Annotated in this window: 24 protein-coding genes; 21 read left to right on the top strand and 3 right to left on the bottom strand. The window is 63.2% G+C overall.

What is annotated here, in order from left to right; all coding sequences use genetic code 11:
* From rpsN to OXR00_RS09020, 10 genes are all read left to right on the top strand, one after another.
* Entirely contained in the window at window positions 1-306 is a 306-nt protein-coding gene (rpsN, locus tag OXR00_RS09065) for a 30S ribosomal protein S14 (RefSeq protein ID WP_242150048.1), read from the top strand.
* Between the two features lie 10 nt (window positions 307-316).
* Window positions 317-712, top strand: a complete 396-nt coding sequence (gene rpsH / locus OXR00_RS09060; protein ID WP_069206798.1) for a 30S ribosomal protein S8 — start codon at window positions 317-319, stop codon at window positions 710-712.
* Window positions 712-1,245 (top strand): 50S ribosomal protein L6, encoded by a 534-nt coding sequence (gene rplF / locus OXR00_RS09055; protein ID WP_267387954.1) that lies wholly within the window; start codon window positions 712-714, stop codon window positions 1,243-1,245. Before rpsH ends, rplF begins: the two co-directional genes overlap by 1 nt.
* Window positions 1,245-1,604 (top strand): 50S ribosomal protein L18, encoded by a 360-nt coding sequence (gene rplR / locus OXR00_RS09050; RefSeq protein ID WP_276592997.1) that lies wholly within the window; start codon window positions 1,245-1,247, stop codon window positions 1,602-1,604. The genes rplF and rplR overlap by 1 nt, the downstream gene beginning before the upstream one ends.
* A 2-nt stretch (window positions 1,605-1,606) precedes the next feature.
* Window positions 1,607-2,344 carry a 30S ribosomal protein S5 gene (gene rpsE, locus OXR00_RS09045; protein ID WP_242150054.1) on the top strand — a complete coding sequence of 246 codons (738 nt, stop codon included), beginning with the start codon at window positions 1,607-1,609 and terminating at the stop codon, window positions 2,342-2,344.
* A gap of 5 nt (window positions 2,345-2,349) precedes the next feature.
* Window positions 2,350-2,526, top strand: a complete 177-nt coding sequence (gene rpmD / locus OXR00_RS09040) for a 50S ribosomal protein L30 (protein WP_069206795.1) — start codon at window positions 2,350-2,352, stop codon at window positions 2,524-2,526.
* A 607-nt stretch (window positions 2,527-3,133) separates the two neighbouring features.
* Window positions 3,134-3,340 (top strand): hypothetical protein, encoded by a 207-nt coding sequence (locus OXR00_RS09035; protein WP_267387951.1) that lies wholly within the window; start codon window positions 3,134-3,136, stop codon window positions 3,338-3,340.
* 60 nt (window positions 3,341-3,400) lie between these two features.
* Window positions 3,401-3,952, top strand: a complete 552-nt coding sequence (rplO, locus tag OXR00_RS09030) for a 50S ribosomal protein L15 (protein ID WP_267387950.1) — start codon at window positions 3,401-3,403, stop codon at window positions 3,950-3,952.
* A 171-nt stretch (window positions 3,953-4,123) separates the two neighbouring features.
* Window positions 4,124-5,488 (top strand): preprotein translocase subunit SecY, encoded by a 1,365-nt coding sequence (secY, locus tag OXR00_RS09025; RefSeq protein WP_242150063.1) that lies wholly within the window; start codon window positions 4,124-4,126, stop codon window positions 5,486-5,488.
* 33 nt (window positions 5,489-5,521) lie between these two features.
* Window positions 5,522-6,169 (top strand): adenylate kinase, encoded by a 648-nt coding sequence (locus OXR00_RS09020; RefSeq protein ID WP_267387949.1) that lies wholly within the window; start codon window positions 5,522-5,524, stop codon window positions 6,167-6,169.
* Window positions 6,170-6,258: 89 nt separating this feature from the next.
* Here the strand turns inward: OXR00_RS09020 and OXR00_RS09015 are convergent, their stop codons facing one another.
* Window positions 6,259-7,305 (bottom strand): CAP domain-containing protein, encoded by a 1,047-nt coding sequence (locus OXR00_RS09015; RefSeq protein ID WP_267387948.1) that lies wholly within the window; start codon window positions 7,303-7,305, stop codon window positions 6,259-6,261.
* A 295-nt stretch (window positions 7,306-7,600) separates the two neighbouring features.
* On the opposite strand from OXR00_RS09015, the gene OXR00_RS09010 reads away from it, so the two are divergent.
* The 7 genes from OXR00_RS09010 to OXR00_RS08980 all read left to right on the top strand — a co-directional run bounded on the left by OXR00_RS09010 (window position 7,601) and on the right by OXR00_RS08980 (window position 14,862).
* Window positions 7,601-8,293 (top strand): response regulator transcription factor, encoded by a 693-nt coding sequence (locus OXR00_RS09010; RefSeq protein WP_242150184.1) that lies wholly within the window; start codon window positions 7,601-7,603, stop codon window positions 8,291-8,293.
* 61 nt (window positions 8,294-8,354) lie between these two features.
* Window positions 8,355-9,653, top strand: a complete 1,299-nt coding sequence (locus OXR00_RS09005; RefSeq protein ID WP_267387947.1) for a HAMP domain-containing sensor histidine kinase — start codon at window positions 8,355-8,357, stop codon at window positions 9,651-9,653.
* A gap of 237 nt (window positions 9,654-9,890) precedes the next feature.
* On the top strand, window positions 9,891-10,259 hold the full coding sequence (rpsM, locus tag OXR00_RS09000) for a 30S ribosomal protein S13 (protein ID WP_242150075.1): 369 nt from the start codon (window positions 9,891-9,893) through the stop codon (window positions 10,257-10,259).
* 95 nt (window positions 10,260-10,354) lie between these two features.
* Window positions 10,355-10,744, top strand: a complete 390-nt coding sequence (gene rpsK, locus OXR00_RS08995; RefSeq protein ID WP_034161671.1) for a 30S ribosomal protein S11 — start codon at window positions 10,355-10,357, stop codon at window positions 10,742-10,744.
* Window positions 10,745-10,839: 95 nt separating this feature from the next.
* Entirely contained in the window at window positions 10,840-11,904 is a 1,065-nt protein-coding gene (locus OXR00_RS08990) for a DNA-directed RNA polymerase subunit alpha (protein ID WP_242150078.1), read from the top strand.
* A 224-nt stretch (window positions 11,905-12,128) separates the two neighbouring features.
* A complete protein-coding gene (gene rplQ / locus OXR00_RS08985) occupies window positions 12,129-12,548 on the top strand; it encodes a 50S ribosomal protein L17 (RefSeq protein WP_267387938.1) in 420 nt (139 codons plus the stop codon).
* Window positions 12,549-12,720: 172 nt separating this feature from the next.
* On the top strand, window positions 12,721-14,862 hold the full coding sequence (locus OXR00_RS08980) for a prolyl oligopeptidase family serine peptidase (RefSeq protein ID WP_267387937.1): 2,142 nt from the start codon (window positions 12,721-12,723) through the stop codon (window positions 14,860-14,862).
* 50 nt (window positions 14,863-14,912) lie between these two features.
* Here the strand turns inward: OXR00_RS08980 and OXR00_RS08975 are convergent, their stop codons facing one another.
* Entirely contained in the window at window positions 14,913-15,227 is a 315-nt protein-coding gene (locus OXR00_RS08975; protein WP_242150087.1) for a hypothetical protein, read from the bottom strand.
* A gap of 147 nt (window positions 15,228-15,374) precedes the next feature.
* Between OXR00_RS08975 and guaA the strand changes: the two genes are divergently transcribed.
* The 4 genes from guaA to glgX all read left to right on the top strand — a co-directional run bounded on the left by guaA (window position 15,375) and on the right by glgX (window position 21,682).
* Window positions 15,375-16,961: a glutamine-hydrolyzing GMP synthase gene (guaA, locus tag OXR00_RS08970; RefSeq protein WP_267387936.1), complete on the top strand. Its 1,587-nt coding sequence runs from the start codon at window positions 15,375-15,377 to the stop codon at window positions 16,959-16,961.
* Window positions 16,962-17,279: 318 nt separating this feature from the next.
* Window positions 17,280-17,600 (top strand): GCN5-related N-acetyltransferase, encoded by a 321-nt coding sequence (locus tag OXR00_RS08965; RefSeq protein WP_267387935.1) that lies wholly within the window; start codon window positions 17,280-17,282, stop codon window positions 17,598-17,600.
* A 369-nt stretch (window positions 17,601-17,969) separates the two neighbouring features.
* Window positions 17,970-19,085, top strand: coding sequence for a Gfo/Idh/MocA family oxidoreductase (locus OXR00_RS08960; protein ID WP_267387934.1), 1,116 nt, complete (start codon window positions 17,970-17,972; stop codon window positions 19,083-19,085).
* 449 nt (window positions 19,086-19,534) lie between these two features.
* Entirely contained in the window at window positions 19,535-21,682 is a 2,148-nt protein-coding gene (gene glgX, locus OXR00_RS08955) for a glycogen debranching protein GlgX (protein WP_267387933.1), read from the top strand.
* Between the two features lie 230 nt (window positions 21,683-21,912).
* Here the strand turns inward: glgX and OXR00_RS08950 are convergent, their stop codons facing one another.
* Entirely contained in the window at window positions 21,913-22,512 is a 600-nt protein-coding gene (locus tag OXR00_RS08950) for a hypothetical protein (protein ID WP_267387932.1), read from the bottom strand.
* Between the last annotated feature and the right edge of the window lie 252 nt (window positions 22,513-22,764).

Genomic DNA, 22,764 nt, shown 5'->3' with positions numbered 1-22,764 from the left:
ATGGCAAAGCTGAGTTCGATCAACAAGAACGAGCGCCGCAAAGCGCTGGTCAAGAAATATGCGCCGAAATATGCCGCGCTGAAGGCGATTGCCGCCGACGCGACGCTGGATGATGGCGAGCGCATGATCGCGCGCCTGAAGATGGCCGAGCTTCCGCGCAACGGCAACCCGACGCGCATTCGCAACCGGTGCGAGCTGACGGGTCGTCCCCGCGCTTACTACCGCAAGTTCCGCCTCTGCCGCGTGCAGCTTCGCGATCTCGCCAACAAGGGCATGATCCCGGGCGTCACGAAGTCGAGCTGGTAAGGATCACGAGATGGCATTGACCGATCCCCTGGGTGATATGCTCACCCGCATCCGCAACGGCCAGCGCGCACGTAAGGACTCCGTCCTGACGCCGGGCTCCAAGCTGCGGGTTCGCGTTCTCGACGTGCTCCAGCGCGAAGGCTACATTCGTGGCTACAGCGAAGAGCAGATGGGCCCGGCTGCGGGTATCCGCATCGAGCTGAAGTATTTCGAGGGCCAGCCTGCGATCAAGCACGTTGCCCGCGTTTCGAAGCCTGGCCGCCGCGTCTATTCGGGTTCGACCGAACTGCCGCGCGTCATGAACGGCCTCGGCATCACGATCGTTTCGACGCCGAAGGGCGTTCTCTCCGACGCGGAAGCGCGCGAGCAGAACGTCGGCGGCGAAGTGCTGGCGGAGGTATTCTGATGAGCCGCATCGGTAAAAAGCCGGTCGCGATCCCGAGCGGTGTTACCGCCACGATCGACGGCGGCAAGCTGAACGTGAAGGGGCCGAAGGGCATCTTGAGCCTGACGCTGCGCGAAGAGATCACCTACGCGCTCGAGGACGGCGGCATTTCGGTGCAGCCGGCCAACGACAGCAAGGCGGCACGCGCGTTCTGGGGTATGCAGCGCACGATGGTGCAGAATTTGGTCACTGGCGTGACCGAAGGCTTCACCAAGAAGCTGCTGATCAACGGCGTGGGCTACCGCGCCGCCGCACAGGGCAAGGTGCTGAACCTGAAGCTTGGCTACAGCCATGACGTCAACATCGACGTGCCGGAAGGTCTTGAGGTCAAGACCCCCGACAACACGACGGTCGAGATTTCGGGCGCCGACAAGCAGAAGGTCGGCCAGCTCGCCGCAGAGGTTCGTCGTTGGCGTAAGCCCGAGCCGTACAAGGGCAAGGGCATCAAGTACGACGGCGAGTTCATCTTCCGCAAGGAAGGGAAGAAGAAGTAATGTCGACCAAGGGTATGTCTCTCTTCGAGAAGCGGCGTCGCCGCAACCGCTCTGCGCTTCGTGCGCGGGGTTCGGGCCGTCCGCGCCTTTCGGTGCATCGTTCGGGCAAGCACATCTACGCGCAGGTGATCGACGATGCGAATGGTCGCACCGTCGCCTCTGCATCGACGCTGGAGAAGGATGTGCGCGGCACGTCCGGCGCCAACATCGATGCGGCCACGTCGGTGGGCACGCGCATCGCGGAAGCGGCAAAGGCCGCAGGCGTGACGCAGGTCGTGTTCGATCGTGGTGGCTTCCTGTTCCACGGCCGCGTCAAGGCGTTGGCTGCTGCCGCGCGTGAAGCCGGATTGGAGTTTTAACAATGGCCGACACCAACGAAATCCAGTCGCAGGAAGGCGCCCCGGCAGAAGCCGGTACCGCCGAAGCGCCGGCGAACCCCAACAACCGTGGTCCGCGTGGCGGCCGTGGTCGCGGTGGTCCTCCGGGCGGCGGCAACAACCGTGGCGGTCGCGACAATCGCGGCGGTCGTGACAACCGCGGCCGTGGCGGCCCCGGCGCCGATGACGGCGGCGAGGAGCTGATCGAGAAGCTGGTTCACATCAACCGCGTCTCAAAGACGGTCAAGGGCGGCAAGCGCTTTGGCTTCGCTGCGCTCGTCGTCGTCGGCGACGGCAAGGGCCGAGTCGGCTTCGGTCATGGCAAGGCACGCGAAGTGCCGGAGGCCATTTCCAAGGCGACGGCCGCTGCCAAGAAGGCAATGGTCCGCGTTCCGCTCAAGGAAGGTCGCACGCTGCATCATGACGGCAACGGCCACTTTGGTGCCGGTCTCGTCACGCTGCGTTCGGCACCGCAGGGCACCGGCATCATCGCGGGCGGCCCGATGCGCGCCGTCTTCGAATCGCTCGGCGTTGCCGACGTGGTGACGAAATCGGTCGGCACGTCCAACCCGTACAACATGATCCGCGCAACCTTCGAAGCGTTGACGTCGCAGACCAGCCCCAAGGCTGTTGCGCAGCGTCGTGGCAAGAAGATCGCCGACCTGATCGGCCGTGGCGGCTCGCAGACTGCCGAGGCTGATGCCGCGGCCGTGACGGAGTAACTGACATGGCAACCATCAAGATCACGCAGACCGGTTCGCCGATCCGCCGCGAAAAGGACCAACGCGCGACGCTGATCGGTCTCGGCCTCAACAAGATGCACAAGACGCGTGAACTGGAAGACACCCCGGAGGTTCGGGGTATGATCCGCAAGGTCGCGCACATGGTGAAGATCGAGGCTTAAACGCCGCGGTAAACGCCGGATTTGAGAGGGGTCGTCATGCACATGACGGCCCCTTTTTCATGTTCACAGCGGCCGGCTCTCCGCAGAGCCGGGCTCGACATTCATCTACGTCGCGGCGCTGCGTAAGCTGGCGGTTTCGTTGGTAGTGTGCGTCCACTTGGCGACAGTCAGCGCGAAGCTCGGCTGGACCCATCATGAGCCGCGCGATGCCCGCCGCGACGTTCTTCCTGAACCGGGTTGTCCGGATTGTTCCGTTACACTGGCTGGCGACGAGCGTGTGGTTCGCTATAGCACTTACCGTGCGAGCCTTGCTGGATTGCTCCCGCGCTGATTGGCGGAATCTTCTTCCGTCAGCGCCGTACCATTTGATCGTGGCGGTCGATCGATTGAGGGGGTGCTCTTATTTGGCTGAATGCTGAATTACGAAATCTTCTTCTATGCCCGTTACGCGCCAACGCTGTGGAACGCGCGCGGTTGGCCCACTTTGACGGTGTTGACCTGCAGGGCGCTGATCTCGCAGCTGGACGATAAGGCCGACCGGCGTCGCCTCGCAGATTTAGATCGATGACATCATGCGGAATTTCTGTTCGGCATGGCGCCTGCGTGCGTGATCGCTGGTGCCGCCGCCGCCCTCACCATTGCTGCGCCGCTGGTCCTAGCCGGCTTTGCCGCGAAGATCGCGGTAGCGTTGGCGGCAAACCGCCTGATCGAGCCGCCGATCACGCACGCGCTGCCCCGCGCAAGAGGCGCGCGTCGTGCCAATGTGGATGTGCCGATCCGCTCGCGACGAAAGGACGTGACAAGATCGCCGTGACTCAGTAAGCGCACCGCCTTCCAATCATCAGCGCGTAACAAGCGAAAGCGAGTGCATACCATGAAGTTGAACGAAATCCGCGATAACGCGGGCGCCCGTAAGTCCAAGATCCGCGTCGGCCGTGGTATCGGTTCCGGCAAGGGCAAGACCGGCGGTCGCGGCCAGAAGGGCCAGAAGAGCCGCGAGGGCGTAAGCATCGCCGGCTTCGAAGGTGGCCAGATGCCGCTCCACATGCGGTTGCCGAAGCGTGGCTTCAACAACATCTTCGCCAAGGACTATGCCGAGGTGAACCTCGGCGCGATCCAGAAGGCGGTCGACGCGGGCAAGATCGAAGCCGGTGCGTCGCTCGACCATGCCGCGCTGAAGGCAGCGAACCTGGCCCGTGGCGGCAAGGACGGCGTGCGCCTGCTCGGCAAGGGCGAACTGACCGCGAAGCTCAGCTTCACCGTCGCCGGCGCGTCGAAGGGTGCGATCGAGGCGGTCGAGAAGGCTGGTGGTTCGGTTTCGGTGATCGAAGTCGTCGCAGCGGCCGATAAGGCTGCCGCTAAGAAGGGCGTCAAGTACGCCGAGCGCAAGGCCGCCAAGGCTGAGAAGAACGCCGCCAAGGCGTGATCTTCCCGCCCCGCTGCTTTGAAAAGCGGCGGGGTGAGGGTGGCCCGGATCGATCCGGGATCACAATCGCGCTAGGCAACCCCAAACGCATGACTATATGAGCGGCGGGGCGTCCAAACGCTTTCCGCCGCTTTTGTTTCCTAGACCGTTTGATTCGGGACGACTTCCAGCATGGCATCCGCAGCCGACCAGATGGCCTCCGGCCTCAGCATGTCGAAATTCGCGCAGGCGACCGATCTCAAGAAGCGCCTCTGGTTCACGATCGGCGCGCTGATCGTGTTCCGGTTGCTCAGCTACGTGCCGCTGCCGGGTATCGACCCGACCGCGCTCAGCCAGCTCTCGCAATCGACGAGCGGCGGCGTGCTCGATTTCTTCAACGCGTTTTCGGGCGGTTCGCTCAAGCGCATGAGCCTGACCGCGCTCGGCGTGATGCCGTACATCACCGCCTCCATCGTCATTCAGCTCGCCACTTCGCTGTCGCCGACCCTGGCGGCGATCAAGAAGGAAGGCGAGAGCGGGCGCAAGCGCCTCAACCAGTATACCCGCTATGGCACGGTCGGTCTGACCGCGGTGCAGGGCTATTTCATCGCGGTCGGCCTGGAGACGCTCGGCGCCAATCAGGGCGTGCAGGCGGTGGTCGATCCCGGCATGATGTTCCGCGTCGCGGCAGTTATCTCGCTGATCGGCGGGACGATGTTCCTGATGTGGATCGGCGAGCAGATTACCAGCCGCGGCATCGGTAACGGCATGTCGCTCATCATCATGGCCGGTATCGTCGCGAACCTGCCGACGACATTGTACAATCTGTTCGAGGGTGGTCGTTCGGGCAATCTTGATGCGTTCCGTATCATCGGGATCATCATCGCGGTGGTTGGGCTGGTGCTGTTCATCTGCTTCATGGAGCGCGCGCAGCGTCGCATCCTGATCCAATATCCCAAGCGCCAGACGCAGCGCGGCATGCAGGCCGACCGCAGCCATCTCCCGCTCAAGATCAACACGGCCGGTGTGATCCCGCCGATCTTCGCGTCGTCGTTGCTGCTGATGCCGCTGACGATCATGCAGTTCGCGGGTAAGCGCGTGGAGAGCAACAGCTGGTGGAGCGACGTGATCCTCACGCTCAACCAGTATCTCCAGCACGGTTCACCGGTGTACATGCTGCTCTACGGCGCGGGCATCATCTTCTTCTCGTTCTTCTACACGGCGGTGGTGTTCAACCCCGAGGAGACAGCCGATAATCTGAAGCGCTACGGCGGTTTCATCCCCGGCATCCGTCCGGGCAAGAACACCGAGATGTATTTCGATTACGTGCTGACGCGCATCACCGTGATCGGTGCGGGCTATCTGGCAATCATCTGCCTGTTGCCTGAAGAACTGGTGTCGATGCTCCAGATCCCGTTCTACCTGGGCGGAACCAGCCTGCTGATCGTCGTCAACGTGACGATGGATACGGTGACGCAGATCCAGAGCCACTTGCTCGCACATCAATATGGCGATCTAATCAAAAAGTCGAAGTTGAAGGGCGGCCGCCTGCGCTAAGCATGGCGGCTTGCATTAGGGGGACGCGGACTCGTGAACATCATTCTGCTTGGGCCGCCGGGGGCGGGCAAGGGCACGCAGGCGAGCCGGCTCGAGAGTGATCGCGGCATGGTTCAGCTGTCCACCGGCGACATGCTGCGCGCCGCGCGCAAGGCGGATACGCCGCTGGGGGCGAAGGTCGCCGCAGTAATGGATTCGGGCGCTTTGGTGTCGGACGAGATCGTATCCGCCTTGATCGACGACCGGCTGGCGGCGCTTTCAGCCGAGCAGGGTACGATCTTCGACGGCTATCCGCGTACGGCCGCGCAGGCGGAATCGCTCGACGCGATCCTTGCCGCGCATGGTCGCAAGCTCGGCAGGGTGATTGAGCTAGAGGTGAACGAGGATGCGCTCGTCGAGCGGATCGTCGGGCGCTATACCTGCGTCAAGTGCGGCGCGGGCTACCACGATCATTTCAAGCAACCGGCTGTTTCCGGCGTTTGCGACGTATGCGGGTCGACCGAGTTCAAGCGTCGCGCTGACGACAACGAGGAAACGGTGCGCACGCGCATGGCCGAATATCGCGCGAAAACGGTTCCGATCCTGCCGCTGTACGAGGCGCGTGGTCTGGTCGTTCGGGTCGATGGCATGGCGGACATCGAGCAGGTCAGCACCCAGATCGCGGCGATCCTCAACCGGTAAACGCGGTCCGTGCGCGGCTTGGGTGAGGTGCGACCTGGTTGCACGCGCGAAATCGCGCATGCCGCTGCGACCGCGGAGGACAGCAGAGGTTACGGAACGATCCTGAACTGGTAGCTGTAGCTTCTCATCGCACCGTTCACACTGACATTGGCAATGGTGACATCATAGCTCGTGCCGTTGGTGATGCCGGCAATGGCGAACTGAAGGTTGTTGGGTAAGCCATAACCGGCAGTATCCGAGCTGATGTTCGAAACCGCGAGCTCCGCACCACCATGCACGGCCACCCGCACGGTCGCGCTGGCGTAGTTCACCGAAGTGTTGGCGTAGCGGTTGGCGGCGTTGGCGATCACTCCGAACGAGAAAAGCGAGCCCCCCTTGAAATAGCGGGTCGGATAGTCGCCGTAAGGATACGCTACGAACGCCGGCAGCATACCACCAGCCGGAGCGGCGCCGCTGTTATTGAACACCTTCAGGGCCGCGAAATCGAGGATCTGCCCGGTCGATCCGCTAACGACCGTACGGCCGTAGCTGAACGTGGTTGCGAAGGGATCCAGGATCCAGCGGCGGTGACCAACATTGTTGGCGACGATGTTGCTGACCTCGTCCATCAGCCCGCCGAGGATCGCGTCGTCGGACTGTAGCGCAATGTTGCCGGTCTGGAACGCACCTGCAAGATCGCTCGATCCGGCACCTGCCGCTCCAAGATCGCTATAGCATTTCCAGGTTGTTGGTGGCGTGTGGCTAAGCGTGCCGTTCGCCGCCATCATCAGCGACGCGGCCTGCGCGGCGGGCTCGTCCGCAGTGGAGTAGCCGACTGGCGGCAGGCGGTGCAGCGCGCGGATGCCGTTAACCGCCGCGAGGACCTGCGCGGTTATGGATGCCTTCAACTGCCCGGCGACGCAGTTGGTCGCGCTGGGCGGGCTGACGTAGAACGAAGCCGCCGCCGCGACATTGTCGGGTCCGGTCGCCACGTTTGGCGGCGGGCTCGGCGTGGGTGTGGGCACCGGCGCCGGAGTCGGGGCGGGCGTTGTGGCCGCGGGGGCACCCGGAACGACCGCCGTGTCGCCGCCGGTGTTCGACCCGCCACCACAGGCGGTGGTGAGGAGAAGCGCTGTCAGCGCGGCGTGTCTGTACATTGGACCGTATCTCTTTCCCGACAAATACTTCTTATAGGCGAACGGCCGGTCGCCTGTGGCCGCCGGCAAGGCGGTCGCCGGATGTTGCGATGCCAAGATGACATCTTCGTCATGGCTGCTTCATCGGCGCGCCAGTGCGCGCGCGGTAGAACGCCGCCATGGCTCGCTTGGCGGCCAGAAAGTTTCCCAGATCGGCGCCCGCACTCCCGGGGGTGTCGTTGGCCGGCGGAAGGCGTGCTTTCCGCCGGCCTCAATTCGTTCTAGGCTAAAGGCCCCGCCCGGAATGTCAGAGTCGATGACCCGCAAGATCCTGATCGTCGAAGATGATGCCGGCACCGCCGCGTACCTGGCGAAGGGTCTGGGCGAAGCCGGCTTTTCGGTTGAGACCGCCGTTGACGGCCGCGACGGCCTGTTCCTCGCCAGTGAGGGGGTGGTCGATCTCATCATCGCCGATCGCATGCTGCCGGGCTTGGACGGCCTCGCGATGATCGGGGCGATCCGGGCGGCCGGTATTCGCACGCCGGTGCTGATGCTGTCGGCGCTCGCGACCGTGGACGACCGCATCGACGGGCTAAAGGCAGGTGCCGACGACTATCTGTGCAAACCTTTCTCATTCGCGGAGTTGTTCGCCCGCATCGAAGCATTGCTGCGCCGGGTCGATCTCGCCGTCGCCAAGAACCAGGTCACCAAACTGAGCGTCGGCGATCTCGAGATCGACCTGCTCGCCCGCACCGTCACGCGTGAGGGGCGCTCGATCCCGCTTGGTGCGCGGGAGTTCAACCTTCTGGAATATCTCGCGCGGCATGCCGGGCAGGTGGTGACGCGCACGATGATGCTGGAGAAGATCTGGAACTACCATTTCGACCCCGGCTCGAATGTGGTCGACGTGCATATCGGCCGGCTGCGGCGCAAGATCGAGGATGGCTTCCGCGCCCCGATCCTGCATACCGTGCGCGGTGCCGGATACCGACTCTCTGCCGACAGCTAAACGCCCCTTCCGTCTGTCCGTCACTGCGCGAATTGCGCTGCTCGCGATTGGGCTGGCGCTGGTGTCCAACCTCGTTCTGGTGGCATTCGTCTGGCAGCAGATCCGCGATGACTCCGTCGACGCATTGCGGCGTGACACGATCGAGCAGTCGGACGCGTTGGTCTCGGTATGGAGATCGGGCGGTGAGCGGGCGCTCGCCCGCGCCATCGCGGAGGCGCGAGCGCCCGGCGATTTTTCGCTCATCCTCGCGATCGTCGATGGCAGCGGGCAGCGGCGCGTCGGCGTCGGGCCGGAGGATATCACGCTGGTGGGCGCGCCGGAGCCGACCGCCTTCCGCATCGGCAAGATCGGCGGCGACCGGCCCTGGTCAGAGCGCGAAGCAGGCTATTCGGTGCGGCGGATCGGCGCCAGCTTCCTCGTCAGCGGTCGGCTGCTGGATGATTGGGAGCAGGAACAGCGCGGCATCGAACGCGCGATGGGGGCGGCGACCTTGCTGTCGTTGGCTTTGGGGCTGCTCGTCGGGCTGATCGTGACACGCTACGTCGGCCATCGTCTCAACGAGGTGACGGATGTGATCGAGGGCGTGGCGGCGGGGGATCTCACCCGACGCGTGGAGGGCGTCGCGGGGGGGCAGGACGCGTTCGACCGGCTCGCTTCGCGGCTAAACGCAATGCTCGACAAGCTGGAACGGTTGATGAGCGAGCTGCGTGTGGTGACGGATGGCTTCGCCCACGATCTGCGCTCGCCGCTGGCGCGGCTCCGCAGCAAGGCGGAGGCGGCGGTGTTGCAATCCGAACCCGAAGCGCGCGAGGCCGCGATGAGCGGACTGCTCGTTGAAACCGATCTGGTGATGCGGATGCTCACCACGCTTATCGAGATCAGCCGCGCCGAGTCGCTCTCGCGCGACCGGTTCACCAGCGTCGATCCCAAGGCGCTGGTCGAAGAGATCGCCGAACTTTACGCGCCGGTGGTCGAGGATGCCGGCATGACCTTCGTGACCGCGATCGAGCCGACCGACGGCCGTGTGATCCTGCACCGTGAACTGATGACGCAGGCGATTACCAACCTGATCGACAACGCGCTCCGGCACGCAGCCGCCGGTAGGGCGGTGACACTGCGCCTCGCGCGCGACGATCGCGAACTACGCTTTCAGGTCGAGGATCGCGGCCCCGGCATCGCGCAGGCGGATCGCGCACTGGCGCTGCGCCGGTTCGGCCGGCTCGATGGTGCCCGGACGACGCCTGGGGCAGGGCTGGGGATGGCGCTGGTCGAGGCGGTGGCACGCCTGCACGGCGGGCGACTGGACCTTGAGGAGAACGCGCCCGGGCTGATCGCCGCGATCGTTGTTCCCGTCGGCTGATCGGCTATGTGGGGCGAGGAACCTTCCGATCGAGTGGCTTGATGCCAGAGCGCGATCGTGCTGCGCCGCCACCACCGGCTTGACAGCAGCTGTCCGAATCCTTACTCGCCCGCTATTCCGATACCCCGGCGACGGCGGCGCGTTACGCGTGCGCCGCTATCGTGCGTTCGGAACAGGCAACGCGTTGAGATGGGGTGTGCAGCCATGCAGGCCCCGTGGAGCAGGAGAAAGATTTTCATGGCACGTATCGCGGGCGTCAACATCCCGACCAACAAGCGCGTGGTGATCGCGCTGACCTATATCCATGGCATTGGTAACACCAAGGCGAAGGAAATCACCGCCAAGCTGAACATCGCACCGGAGCGTCGCGTCCAGGATCTCACCGATTCGGAAGTGCTGCAGATCCGTGAGACGATCGATGCCGATATCACCGTGGAAGGCGATCTGCGTCGCCAGACCGCGATGAACATCAAGCGGTTGATGGATCTCGCCTGCTACCGCGGCCTGCGTCATCGCAAGGGCCTGCCGGTTCGCGGCCAGCGCACGCATACCAATGCGCGCACCCGCAAGGGCAAGGCGAAGCCGATCGCAGGCAAGAAGAAGTAAGGGATCGTCCCGGACGATCTCGCTTTTTCTTCGTCGGAGGCGGCCGGGCCTAGCGCCGCCGCCTTCCGTCTCAGGATATAGGAACAGGACAAAAAATGGCACGCGAACCACAGCGCATCAAGCGCCGCGAGCGGAAGAACATCACCTCGGGCGTGGCCCATGTGAATGCCAGCTTCAACAACACCATGATCACCATCACCGATGCGCAGGGCAACGCGATCTCCTGGTCGTCGGCCGGCATGATGGGCTTCAAGGGCAGCCGCAAGTCGACCCCGTATGCGGCGCAGGTTGCAGCGGAAGACGCCGGCAAGAAGGCCGCCGAGCACGGCGTCCGTACCCTCGAAGTCGAGGTCAAGGGCCCCGGCTCGGGCCGTGAGTCGGCGCTGCGCGCGCTGCAGGCGGTCGGCTTCCAGATTACTTCGATCCGCGACGTGACTTCGATCCCGCATAACGGCGTTCGCCCCTCAAAGCGCCGCCGCGTCTGAATTCGTCTCGTCCGCGCGCGGTTGATCGCGCCGCGCGGACGATTCGCCCAAGGGCCGGAGTTGCTCCGCTCCCGCCCAAAACCAAGGGGAAGCCCGTGTCCGTCAATGCTAAGAACTGGCAGGAATTGAAGAAGCCCAACGGCCTCGAAGTGAAGTCGGGCGGCGATGCCAAGCGCAAGGCGACGTTCGTTGCCGAACCGCTTGAGCGTGGTTTCGGTCTGACGCTCGGCAACGCGCTGCGTCGCGTGTTGTTGTCGTCACTCCAGGGTGCCGCCGTCACCTCGATCAAGATCGAAAACGTTCTGCACGAATTCTCCTCGCTCGCTGGTGTGCGCGAGGATGTGACCGACATCGTCCTCAACGTGAAGCAGATCGCGTTGCGCATGCAGGGCGAGGGGCCGAAGCGCCTTCAGCTCTCGGCAACCGGTCCGGCCACTGTCACCGCGGGCGACATCGCTGTTACCGGCGATATCGAAGTAATGAACCCCAAATTGGTGCTGTGCCATCTCGACGATGGCGCGACGCTCAACATGGAGTTCACCGCTGACGTTGGTAAGGGGTATGTCGCAGCGGTCGCCAACCGGCCGGCCGATGCGCCGATCGGCCTGATCCCGGTCGATGCGTTGTATTCGCCGGTGCGGCAGGTGTCGTACAAGGTCGAGAACACGCGCGTCGGGCAGGAGCTCGACTACGACAAGCTGACGCTCAACGTCGAAACCGACGGCACGATCACTCCGGAAGACGCGATCGGTTATGCCGGTCGCATTCTGCAGGACCAGTTGGCCTTGTTCGTCCACTTCGACGATTCGGCAATGACGCGTTCGGCACCGATCGGCGTTGCGGCACCGGCGGCGACCAACGAGGTTGCCGGCGATACGCAGCAGATCAATCGCTACCTGCTCAAGAAGGTCGACGAGCTGGAGCTTTCGGTGCGTTCTGCCAACTGCCTCAAGAACGATAACATCATCTACATCGGCGATCTGGTTCAAAAGACCGAAGCCGAGATGCTGCGCACGCCGAACTTTGGCCGCAAGTCGCTCAACGAGATCAAGGAAGTGCTTTCGTCGATGGGTCTCCGTCTCGGTATGGAAATCCCCGGCTGGCCGCCCGAGAACATCGAAGAGATGGCCAAGAAGCTCGAGCAGGAGATTATGGGCTGAGTTGCACCGGGTTAGCATCGCTAACCCGGAGGCAACGCAAGCCCGGCCGGCAGGTCGGCGCAAGCCGAACCTGTCCGACGACGCGGCTTTGCCGCGTCGCTCCCGGCACGAAATCACAGCGGCCTTGGCACTCCACCAAGGCGACGGAACACGGCGAGCGCACCGTCCTCGCCAGGTCTGGGGTTCCGTGAAACGGCCCCTTAACGAACGAAAAGGATTGAACCATGCGCCATCGTGTAGGCGGTCGTAAACTTCAGCGGACCTCGGCCCACCGCATCGCGCTGTTCCGCAACATGTCGGCAGCGCTCATCAAGCACGAGCAGATCACCACCACCGTCGCCAAGGCGAAGGAACTGCGCCCATATATCGAAAAGCTTGTCACGCTCGCCAAGAAGGGTGGTCTTTCCAACCGCCGTCTCGCGCATGCGCGGCTGCTCGACGATGCGCAGCTGGTAAAGCTATTCGACGTGCTCGCCGAGCGTTACGCATCGCGTAACGGCGGCTACACCCGCGTCATCAAGGCCGGCATCCGTATGTCGGACGCATCACCGATGGCGATCATCGAGTTCGTCGACCGTGACGTTTCCGCCAAGGGCCAGGATTCCGGCCCGGTGATGAACGAGGAAGACTACGAGGACGCCTAAGCCTGCCGTCCGGGATTAGCGCAGCTAATACCCGGGTAATCGGCAGGCCCGGGTGGCGGGCCAACGGCCCGACCGACGACGCGGCTTAGCCGCGTCGCATCCCCGCCCAAGCTTGAAAAAGGAGTCGCACCGGATACGGTGCGGCTCCTTTTCGTTTGTCCGGAAGAACCCGATGCGCCGTATCCTGCCGTTGATCGCGCTCCTCTCCACGCCGGCAACGGCCCAGACCAGCAAGGCTCTTCCGATGACATATCCCGACACCCCCCGCGTCGATCAAACAGACGAGCAGTTCGGCGTAAAGGTCGCCGATCCGTACCGCTGGCTGGAAAATGACGTCCGCACCGATGCCAAGGTGCAGGCGTGGGTCGATGCGCAGACCGCCACCACCAGCGCCTATCTGGCGACGCTGCCCGGCCGCGACATTCTCGCCGCGCGGCTGAAGCAGTTGCTCGATTACGAACGGTTCGGCCTGCCGGTGAAGAAGGGCACGCGCTATTTCTACGCGCACAATGCCGGCTTGCAGAACCAGGCGGTGCTGTATGTGCGGGATGGCTTAGGCGGCGCCGGCCGCGTGCTGATCGACCCGAACGGCTGGTCGAAGGACGGTGCCACCGCGCTCGGCGAATGGGTGCCGTCTGAGGATGGCGGCAAGCTGCTCTACACCGTGCAGGATGGCGGGACGGACTGGCGCACGATCAAGGTGCTCGATGTCGCGACCGGGCAGGTCCTGGGCGATACGTTGGAGTGGGTGAAGTTCTCAGGCCTGTCTTGGGCGAAAGACGGCTCCGGCTTTTATTACTCGCGCTTCCCGGCACCGCCATCGGGTGAGAAGTTTCAGGCGCTCAACGAAAACCAGAAAGTCTACTTCCACCAGCTCGGGCAACCGCAATCCGCCGATCGTCTGATCTACGAGACGTCCGATCACCCCCGGCGCGGCCATGGCGCGCAGCTTACCGAAGACGGCAAATGGCTGGTCATCACCACCACGGAAGGCACCGACAACCGCTATGAGATCACCGTTATCGACGTGACTACGCCGACGCCGACCCCGCGCACGATCTTCAAGGGGCTGGAGAACGAATGGACCTTCGTCGGCAACGAGGGCGCCAATTTCTACTGGTCGACCAACAAGGATGCGCCGCGCCTGCGCATCGTCTCGACCAACCTCAACGCGCGCTCGGCCGAGGTGCCGGTTCATAAGGTCGTGCCCGAGGACAGCCACGGCGCGGTGCTGGAAAGCGCGGCGATCCTCGGCGGCAAGCTGATCGCCGACTATCTGGTCGACGTAAAATCCGAGGTGCGGCGCTATAACCTCGATGGCTCGCCGGATGGAACGGTGGCGCTGCCCGGGATCGGCGCGGTGGTCGGCGGCAGCGGCACGCAGGATGACGCGGAGACGTTCTACGCCTTCACCAGCTTCGCCACGCCGACGACGATCTACCGTTACGACGTCAAGACCAACCAGTCGACAGTGTGGGCGCAGCCCAAGGTCGCGTTCGATCCCGCCGGCTATACAGTCGAGCAGCGCTTCTACGCCTCGAAGGATGGCACCAGGGTGCCGATGTTCGTGGTGCGCCGCAAGGACGTCACTGCTCCTGCGCCGACGTTGCTGTACGGCTATGGCGGGTTCAACATCTCGGTCACGCCGGCGTTCTCGGCGACGCGGATCGCGTGGCTCGAGCAGGGCGGGGTATTGGCGGTGGCGAATATCCGCGGCGGTGGCGAATATGGCAAGGCGTGGCACGACGGCGGCCGGCTCGCCCACAAGCAGAACGTGTTCGACGATTTCATCGCCGCCGGTGAATATCTCAAGGCGCAGGGGATTACGTCGAAGCACGGCCTCGCCATCCAGGGCGGATCGAACGGTGGCTTGCTGGTCGGCGCGGTCACCAACCAGCGGCCAGACCTGTTCGCGGCGGCGCTGCCGGCAGTGGGGGTGATGGACATGCTGCGCTTCGACCGGTTCACCGCCGGACGCTACTGGGTGGACGATTACGGTTATCCGGCGAAGGAAGCGGACTTCCGCACGCTCTACGCCTATTCGCCGTACCATAATATCAGGAGCGGCGTGGCCTATCCGGCGATCATGGTGGAAACGGCGGATACCGACGATCGCGTCGTGCCGGGCCACAGCTTCAAATATGCGGCGGCGTTGCAGGCGGCGGAGATCGGCGACAAGCCACATCTGATCCGCATCGAAACCCGCGCCGGCCATGGCAGCGGCAAACCGACTGACAAGGTCATCGCCGAGACCGCTGACAATTGGGCGTTCGCGGCGAAGTGGACCGGCCTCGCGATCAAGCCGGTCGAGTGAGGCGAGAGCAGGGGCGCCGTGGCGCCCCTGCCGACATCAGCGCCGAAGGCTCAGCGCGACGACAGTGCGGTCGCGTGCGGCAGCGCCTGCCGGGCGACCTGATGCGACCAGACCGAATCGCCGGTCGGCGTTTCCAGCATGACATTGTCGAGCGTCAGCGCGCGGCGATAGGTGTTCGCAGCCTCACCGGGGCGGTCGGCGCGAAGATATGCCTGGGCGAGTTCGATCGCGCTGCCACCGTCATTGGGGTGGAGGCGGGCAACGGCTTCCTGGGTCGTTACGCTGTCTGAAACAGCGGGGGCGGCCACTGCCGGTGCCGACAGCGGCGCGGCGACAAGCAAAGCGAGAGCGATCTTCTTGAACATGACGACATCCTTCCAGTTCACCGCTTGACTGCGATGTTACAGAATGATGACATATATGCGTCGGTTTTGTGAAACGGTTTTTTGTTACAGTCCTTAGCGGCGCGACGCAGGGGTGGCGCGGCGCCGCGCGAGCCGGTATCGGGCCGCATGACACTCCCCAGCGAATCGCTTCACCCGGACTCCGTCCTGCCCGACTCGGTCTTGATCGTCGATTTCGGCAGTCAGGTGACGCAGCTCATCGCGCGCCGCGTGCGCGAGGCGGGCGTCTATAGCGAGATCGCCCCGTTCACGACCGCCGCCGAGGCCTTCGCGCGGTTGCAGCCGAAGGGTGTGATCCTGTCGGGCAGCCCGGCCTCGGTGCTGGACGAAGGCTCCCCGCGCGTGCCGCCGGTGGTGTTCGACAGTGGTGTGCCGGTGCTCGGCATTTGTTACGGTCAGCAGGTGATGATGCAGCAGCTCGGCGGGCAGGTCGTGCTCGGCGAATCGGGTGAGTTCGGGCAGGCGTTCATCACCATCCAGGACGAATGCGTGCTGTTCGACGGGCTGTGGGCGACGGAAGAACGCCACCAGGTGTGGATGAGCCACGGTGACAAGGTTATCGAGCTTGCTCCCGGCTTCCGCCCGGTCGCGATCAGCCCCGGCTCACCCTATGCGGTGGTGGCGGACGATGCGCGGCGCTATTATGCGACGCAGTTCCATCCCGAAGTGGTGCATACCCCCGATGGTGCCAAGTTCCTCGGCAATTTCGTCCGCCACGTCTGCGGCCTGTCGGGCGATTGGACGATGGCGGAGTTCCGCGCCGCCAAGATCGCCGAGATCCGCCAGCAGGTCGGTTCTGGCCGAGTGATCTGCGGCCTGTCCGGCGGGGTCGATTCAGCGGTAGCGGCGGTGCTGATCCACGAGGCGATCGGCGAGCAACTCACCTGCGTGTTCGTCGACCACGGCCTGATGCGCAGCGGCGAGGCCGATCAGGTGGTCAGCCTGTTCCGCAACTCGTACAACATCCCGCTTGTCCACGTGAACGCGGAAGCGACGTTCCTCGCAGGCCTCGCCGGCGTCACCGACCCCGAGAAGAAGCGCAAGTTTATCGGCGCGGCCTTCATCGACCTGTTCGAGGCGGAGGCCAAGAAGGTCGGCGGTGCGGATTTTCTCGCGCAGGGCACACTGTATCCGGACGTGATCGAGAGCGTCAGCTTCACCGGCGGGCCGTCGGTGACGATCAAGAGCCATCACAATGTCGGCGGCCTGCCGGAACGCATGAACATGAAGCTGGTCGAACCCTTGCGCGAACTGTTCAAGGACGAGGTCCGCGAACTCGGCCGCGAACTCGGCCTGCCGCAGGCGTTCGTCGGGCGGCATCCGTTCCCGGGGCCGGGCCTCGCCATCCGCATCCCCGGCGAGGTCACCAAGGAACGCTGCGATATCTTGCGCAAGGCGGATGCGATCTACCTCGAGGAAATCCGCGCCGCTGGCCTGTACGACATCATCTGGCAGGCATTCGCGGTGCTGCTGCCGGTGCGCAGCGTTGGCGTGATGGGCGATGGCCGCACCTATGACAACGTGTTGGCGCTCCGCGCGGTGACGTCGACCGATGGCATGACGGCGGAAGCCTATGAGTTCCCGGCGGGCTTCCTCGCGCGCGTCTCGACGCGGATCGTCAACGAAGTGCGCGGCGTCAACCGCGTGACCTACGACTATACCAGCAAGCCGCCCGGCACGATCGAGTGGGAATGATTTAAAGTCCTTCAGAGGAGGGCAGAACTACGCATTATCGGCGCCGTGCTCTTGGAGCAGAACGACAAATACCATTTCCAGAACTGCTACAGGCAGATCGAAGGCATCATTGGTCTCGCCACACCACAGTCGAGGGGGTGCCGCCCATACGCGCTAACTAAGGTTCGCTCAGGCCGATAAGAGCATTCTCGACGCGTTGTGCGGAAAGGAAACGAGACCTGCCATTCATTCAACTGGCAGCAGGTCTCGCCGAAATCTAGCTACTGCGGACCAGTGCTCACCGATGCAAACATTGTGGGTGGGCCACGGAGGTTATTGGTGAAGGAAATCGCGCGATCAGTAATCGAGCAGCAATGGTTGGAGCTCACCCGTATACGCCTTCCCAAGCGCGCCATCGAAGCGCGATGGGCGTTGCGGCTTGATCACTGTTTCCAGCGTATACTGCTCGACGACGCCTGTGGCGGTTGTTGGTACGACCATATTGTAGGCAGACCCGCTTACGCTAAAGCGCCAGATGCGAAGCTGGCCCGCGCGATCGCCACCGGCGAGGCGCTGCTAGCCGGAACGGCTGACGTAAATGCTCTTAACGCGCAGTCGCTGGCATGGAGGGGAAAGGGCGGTAAGCTACCGCGCAGTTGACATTGAAAGCCGCCGCTCAAGACCCTGAGAAACGGCTTGAAGCAGTTGACCGTTACGAGCGTCTTACTGCGGGTGATGTAAGGATTGGCCGCTGCAAGCGCCGCGCGGAAACGCAGGCGACATTCGTTGAGCAAGCTAGTTGGGTTCCACAGAAGTCCGCCTAGCCGGCTTTAGTCGGCCTGCTATCGCCAGAACCCACAAGCGTCGTTCAGCCGCAGTTTTGCGCGCCGCGACTTCAGACATTCGGTGCTGTGAGCTTTTGAGTGGGTTAGCTCCAATCGTGAGACTTAGGGCAGCGGAAAGGGCAACAAAGCCGCTGTAGCCACGTTGAAGGGCTTGAACTTACATGCCGTGATACTGGAGATTACAATGTTCGGACATAGCAAGCGGATTCGCTACGCCGTCGTGGGGGGTGGCCAGATTTCGCAGCAGGCGTTCATGCCCGGCATCTCGCGCACCAACAACTCCGAATTGGTCGCGCTGGTGACAGGCGATCCGGTCAAGGCCGACGAGCTTGCCGGTAAATACAACCTGAAGGCGTGGTCCTATGATGCGTACGATCAGCTCCTTGCATCAGGCGAGATCGACGCCGTCTACATCGCCACCCCCAACTTCCTCCACACCCCTTATGCGGTGGCGGCGCTCGAGGCCGGCGTGCACGTGCTGCTCGAGAAACCGGTCGCGGCGAGCGTCGCCGAAGCCGAGCAGATCATGGCCGCGCAGCGCAAAAGCGGCGCCAAGCTGATGATCGCCTACCGCCTGCACCATGAGCCCGGCAACGTCGAGATGTTCACTCGCGCCCAGGCCGGTGACTTCGGTGAGCTTCTCGCCTTCACCTCGGTGTTTGCCCAGAACGTTGCCGAGGAGAACTCTCGGGGCCATAATGGATATTGGGGTGGACCCGTGCCGGACATGGGCACGTATCCGCTGAACGCGGTGCGCAATCTCTTCGCGGCCGAGCCGATCGCGGTGCATGCGATCGGCACCAAAACGCCCGGACGCGGATTCAATTTCCACGACACGGTCGCGGTGATCCTGCAGTTCCCAGGTGAGCGCGTGGCGCAGTTCACGGTCAGCTACGCCAGCGCTTCGGCCGAGAACTTCACCCTGATTGGCACCAAAGCGATGATCCACGCCGACCCGTGCTTCATGTTCGGTCCAAAGGTCGGCATAACGTACACCGAGAAAACCGAAGAGGGCAGCAAGACCCATCGCTTCGATCCCGTCGAGCAGTTCGGCAACGAGACTCAGTACTTTTCCGCGTGCATCCTAGAGGATCGCCAGCCCCAGGCTGATGGTGAGGAAGGCTGGTGCGACATGCGCGTTCTCGCAGCCGTCGAGCAATCTCTCAACACGGGCGAGACGGTGACGCTCGAGCCTTTCCAGCGTAGCCGCTACGTCGAGCCTGATCAGGCGCTGACGCTGACGCCTGCCAAGGAGCCAGCCGAAGACGATCTGATCAGCGTCATCCCGCAATCGGCCTGATTATTTGCGACTCTTGCTGCCTTGGCTCGCGGAGGCAGCAGGACTTACACAGATGTGGTGCCGGTGCAGAAGCGATGATGCCTTGGAACCTTGAGCGCGACAGCTTCAAAGCTTTGTAATCGTGTGCAGACCTTTTTCGCAGCGGGGAACATGAAGCTGTATCCTAGGGCGGCGACCTAATCCTGCGGCTATGCCAAGCGGCGCTTGGTATAGCCGCAGAGGCGAAGCACGGGCGCTGTCGTCCGCTGTTGCAAGAATGCGCGGTCCGCGCCCGAGCGGCGAAGAGCGACGTGAGGCAAGCGCCGTGAACGCGCGCAGAACCGCGTCGGCGCAGCCTCCGGCAAGAGGCCAGTTCACGTTGCCGCAGTTCAATTTTCGCTACGGACACAGCGAACGGATACGACACTGACCTTGTTTGTTGTGCGAGAGCCGCCAACAGGGAGATGCGCGTGACGGACTTCGCTGCTCAGCTACAAGAGGGCTTGCCCTATCCACGGGGTGCCACATGGAATGGGAGCGGTACGAACTTCGCCTTGTTCTCAGCCAATGCCACCAAGGTCGAGCTCTGCCTGTTCGAGGCGGACGGTCTGACCGAGATCGAACGGATTACGCTGCCCGAATATACTGATCAGGTCTTCCACGGCTATTTGCCGAACGTGAAGCCCGGGCAGTTCTACGGCTACCGGGTGCATGGCCCGTACGAACCTGAGGCAGGCCACCGCTTCAACCCCAACAAGCTGTTGCTGGATCCGTATGCACGCGCGCATGCCGGTACGCTGGAATGGAACCCGGCGTTGTTCGGGTACCAGATGGAAACCGGCGACGATCTGACCTTCGATGAGCGTGACAGCGCGCCGTTCATGCCGAAATGCGTCGTCGTAGATCCCAATTTCGACTGGCGCGGCCAGCCGAACCAGCGGACCACACCGTGGGACAGCACGATCCTCTACGAAGCGCACGTAAAGGGGCTGACCATGCACCACCCCGGCGTGCCCGAGCATCTGCGCGGCACCTATGCAGGCCTTGGCGAGCAGGCGGTGCTCGATCACATCAAGTCGCTAGGCGTATCGTCGGTGGAGCTGCTGCCGGTCCACGCCTTCGTGCAGGACAGCCAGTTGGTCGAGAAGGGTCTCGCCAACTATTGGGGCTACAACTCGATCGGCTTCTTCGCGCCGGAGCCGCGCTACGCGCACGATGTCGCCAACTCACTGCGTGAGTTCAAGGAAATGGTCGCGCGTTTCCACGAAACCGGCCTCGAGGTGATCCTCGACGTGGTTTACAACCACACGGCGGAAGGCAATGAGCTTGGGCCGACGCTGTCGTTCAAGGGCATCGACAACGCGACGTATTACCGGCTCATCCCCGATCAGCCGCGCTATTACATCAACGACACCGGCACCGGAAACACGGTAAACCTCAGCCATCCGCGCGTGATTCAGCTCGTGACCGACAGCCTGCGTTATTGGGCGGACGAGATGCATGTCGATGGCTTCCGCTTCGATCTCGGCACCATCCTCGCGCGTGAGCCACACGGTTTCGACGAACAATCAGGCTTCCTGCGTGCGGTAGGGCAGGATCCGACGCTAGCCAGCGTCAAGCTGATCGCGGAGCCATGGGACATCGGCCCCGGCGGCTATCAGGTCGGCTCCTTTCCGCCCGGCTGGGCGGAGTGGAACGACAAGTACCGCGATACGGTGCGTGATTTCTGGCGCGGCGAGGCAAGCGTCGCCGCGCTTGCTCCGCGGCTGTGCGCCTCGCCGGAGGAATATAATCATAGCGGGCGTCGGTCATGGGCCTGCGTCAACTTCATCACCGCGCATGACGGGTTCACGCTCAACGACGTGGTGAGCTACGACGGCAAGCACAACGAGGCGAACGGCGAGGACGGCAAGGACGGGTCGGACGATAACCGGTCGTGGAATTGCGGTGTCGAAGGCGAAACCGATGACCCCGAGATCCTGGCGCTACGCGAACGCCAGATCCGCAACTTCTTGGCGACGCTGCTGCTCAGCAAGGGGACACCGATGCTGCTGGCTGGCGATGAGTTCGCGCGCACGCAAGGCGGCAACAACAACGCCTATTGTCAGGACAGCGAGATCGGCTGGCTCGACTGGAACATCCAGGAGAAGGGCAAGGGCCTTATCGCCTTCACGCGCAAGCTCACCGCGTTGCGCCGTCGCTTCCCGGTGCTCCACCGTGCGCGCTTCCTCAGCGGCAAGATCGACGAGGAACTGGGCGTAAAGGACGTCACCTGGGTCAACCCCGCCGGGCTGGAGATGGAGCCGGCGGAATGGGAAGATACCAGCGCCCGCTGCCTGGGCATGATGATCGATGGCCGCGCCCGCGCGACAGCCTTGCGGCGTCGTGGCGAGGACGAGACCCTGCTGCTGATCTTCAACGCGTGGCATGATCTCATCAACTTCACGCTGCCGGAGACGGCGGACGCGGAAGGATGGGAGCGGCTGATCGACACCAACGCCCCCGATGCAAGCGATGAACGCTTCGCGGTCGGGGCGACCTATCAGGTCACGGGGCGCTCGGTCGTGGTGTTCCGTCTCGTCCAGTCCGATCAGGCTGCGTCGATCGCTTCTGGATAAGGCTTGTGGGTGGATGCGGGGTTTGTCCGGCTCCGCATCCACTTCTGTGCGACATCACACTAGCATCAGGCGATCTAACTCAGTTCCCGCTATTCGCGGCGCGTTTTCGGCTTCCGAGATCCGGCGCCCGTTCATGTGGCTAGAACGTCCGGCTTCAGTCGTAAAGAACGACCGCGGAATGGCTGAAGGTGTTGGAGAGCAGAACGGCCGCTTTCCAGCGCAACTTTCTATCAGCCGCCGTCCGCGAGCAACGAAGATGAAGAGGCAAGGCCATAATTGGCGGCAGCCGAACGCCTGATCCGGTAGCCCTTCGGCGTAAGTTGCAGGTCTTCCGATAGCGGAAGAGAACCGGATGGAAGGATCGGAACCGGTTGTGCCGCTGGCCAACGGCGCATGATCCCCACCTTGAGGTCTAGCCAGAAACGCCTCGCCGCTGTCCCGTGCTTGCCTGGATATACCGTTATCCAGCTTCTACCATTGTGCGCACCGTCGTCAGCCATAGCAATGAAGTCGTCATCGACATTTCCACTCCAAACACCAGCGTAGAGTGTTTTACGCGCAGGCGGTGGAAGGTCTTTCGCTTGCCGTGCGAACTCGCGCCATTGTGCGGTTCCATCGTCAACGTGGAAGCCTTCCTTCGGTGCTGCCTGTCTAAGTAGCGCAATCAGGTCGGATTTGTCGTTGCTGGTCGGCGTCAGCACTTCGATTGCCGCTATCGGTGATTGGTCGGCTGAAGGCGGCGCTGCCGAGCACGCAGGCAGCGCAAGGACCGACAAGATGAACAAACGTCGCATTGGGGAATGATCGCACCGGCCGACGATCGTCTGCAAGTGGGCGCTTTCGGCCTGGCCGCTTTTCTGTGGGAGCCGACCCGGCCATCTGATCTTACCAAACATCGCCATGCGGCGGAGATGCCCTCCGCCGCGCTATCGCGTACCCTAAGCATTTGCGACTAGCATGACGCCTTGCGGAGGTGGTTCTACCTCCGCGTTACCCCTGTAACTTCGTGCTCGCTAACATCTGATCGCGGTTGCGAGCGAAACGGTATCTCTCGTCTTCAGAACAGTACTTCAAGAGAAGTT

Origin of the sequence: Sphingomonas sp. GC_Shp_3 (assembly GCF_026540945.1) — a bacterium.
Lineage (GTDB): Bacteria > Pseudomonadota > Alphaproteobacteria > Sphingomonadales > Sphingomonadaceae > Sphingomonas.
The sequence above is the reverse complement of the archived record's forward strand: the minus strand, read 5'-3'. Positions and strand labels throughout refer to the sequence as shown.

Coding starts and splice junctions, on each gene's coding strand:
- rpsN (WP_242150048.1), top strand. CDS start 1: ATGGCAAAGCTGAGTTCGATCAACAAGAACGAGCGCCGCAAAGCGCTG.
- rpsH (WP_069206798.1), top strand. CDS start 317: ATGGCATTGACCGATCCCCTGGGTGATATGCTCACCCGCATCCGCAAC.
- rplF (WP_267387954.1), top strand. CDS start 712: ATGAGCCGCATCGGTAAAAAGCCGGTCGCGATCCCGAGCGGTGTTACC.
- rplR (WP_276592997.1), top strand. CDS start 1,245: ATGTCGACCAAGGGTATGTCTCTCTTCGAGAAGCGGCGTCGCCGCAAC.
- rpsE (WP_242150054.1), top strand. CDS start 1,607: ATGGCCGACACCAACGAAATCCAGTCGCAGGAAGGCGCCCCGGCAGAA.
- rpmD (WP_069206795.1), top strand. CDS start 2,350: ATGGCAACCATCAAGATCACGCAGACCGGTTCGCCGATCCGCCGCGAA.
- rplO (WP_267387950.1), top strand. CDS start 3,401: ATGAAGTTGAACGAAATCCGCGATAACGCGGGCGCCCGTAAGTCCAAG.
- secY (WP_242150063.1), top strand. CDS start 4,124: ATGGCATCCGCAGCCGACCAGATGGCCTCCGGCCTCAGCATGTCGAAA.
- OXR00_RS09015 (WP_267387948.1), bottom strand. CDS start 7,305: ATGTACAGACACGCCGCGCTGACAGCGCTTCTCCTCACCACCGCCTGT.
- OXR00_RS09010 (WP_242150184.1), top strand. CDS start 7,601: ATGACCCGCAAGATCCTGATCGTCGAAGATGATGCCGGCACCGCCGCG.
- rpsM (WP_242150075.1), top strand. CDS start 9,891: ATGGCACGTATCGCGGGCGTCAACATCCCGACCAACAAGCGCGTGGTG.
- rpsK (WP_034161671.1), top strand. CDS start 10,355: ATGGCACGCGAACCACAGCGCATCAAGCGCCGCGAGCGGAAGAACATC.
- rplQ (WP_267387938.1), top strand. CDS start 12,129: ATGCGCCATCGTGTAGGCGGTCGTAAACTTCAGCGGACCTCGGCCCAC.
- OXR00_RS08980 (WP_267387937.1), top strand. CDS start 12,721: ATGCGCCGTATCCTGCCGTTGATCGCGCTCCTCTCCACGCCGGCAACG.
- OXR00_RS08975 (WP_242150087.1), bottom strand. CDS start 15,227: ATGTTCAAGAAGATCGCTCTCGCTTTGCTTGTCGCCGCGCCGCTGTCG.
- guaA (WP_267387936.1), top strand. CDS start 15,375: ATGACACTCCCCAGCGAATCGCTTCACCCGGACTCCGTCCTGCCCGAC.
- OXR00_RS08960 (WP_267387934.1), top strand. CDS start 17,970: ATGTTCGGACATAGCAAGCGGATTCGCTACGCCGTCGTGGGGGGTGGC.